1 protein-coding gene is annotated in these 240 nt (G+C 47.1%); it reads left to right on the top strand.

Going from position 1 to position 240, the window contains the following annotated elements; all coding sequences use genetic code 11:
- A partial coding sequence (locus tag RH46_RS22245; protein ID WP_006878660.1) for a hypothetical protein occupies positions 1 to 240 on the top strand: 240 nt, incomplete at both ends.

The raw sequence follows: 240 nt of genomic DNA, 5'->3' as shown, positions 1-240 counted from the left end.
AGACCAAGACGGTAAGGTTTACCTAGACTTCGATGGTAATAACATTGAAGTGCCAGCGTACGTGCAAGATATCTATGTTGAAGTAGAGACTACGGACGACAGCATAGACCCAGTACATGAGGGTAGTGAGCGCTTCCAGCTTGTGGTTCGCGATGTAAACAACGTTACCACCGACAGTAATGGCAAAGCGAAAGCCGCTGCCTTTATTACTGATAGCGGTGAAAACGGTGGTGATGATGA

The sequence above is a fragment of the Vibrio brasiliensis LMG 20546 genome, assembly GCF_000189255.1.
In the GTDB taxonomy this organism is placed as follows: domain Bacteria; phylum Pseudomonadota; class Gammaproteobacteria; order Enterobacterales; family Vibrionaceae; genus Vibrio; species Vibrio brasiliensis.
Note: the sequence above shows the minus strand (reverse complement) of the source record. Positions and strands in the feature narration are given on the sequence as shown.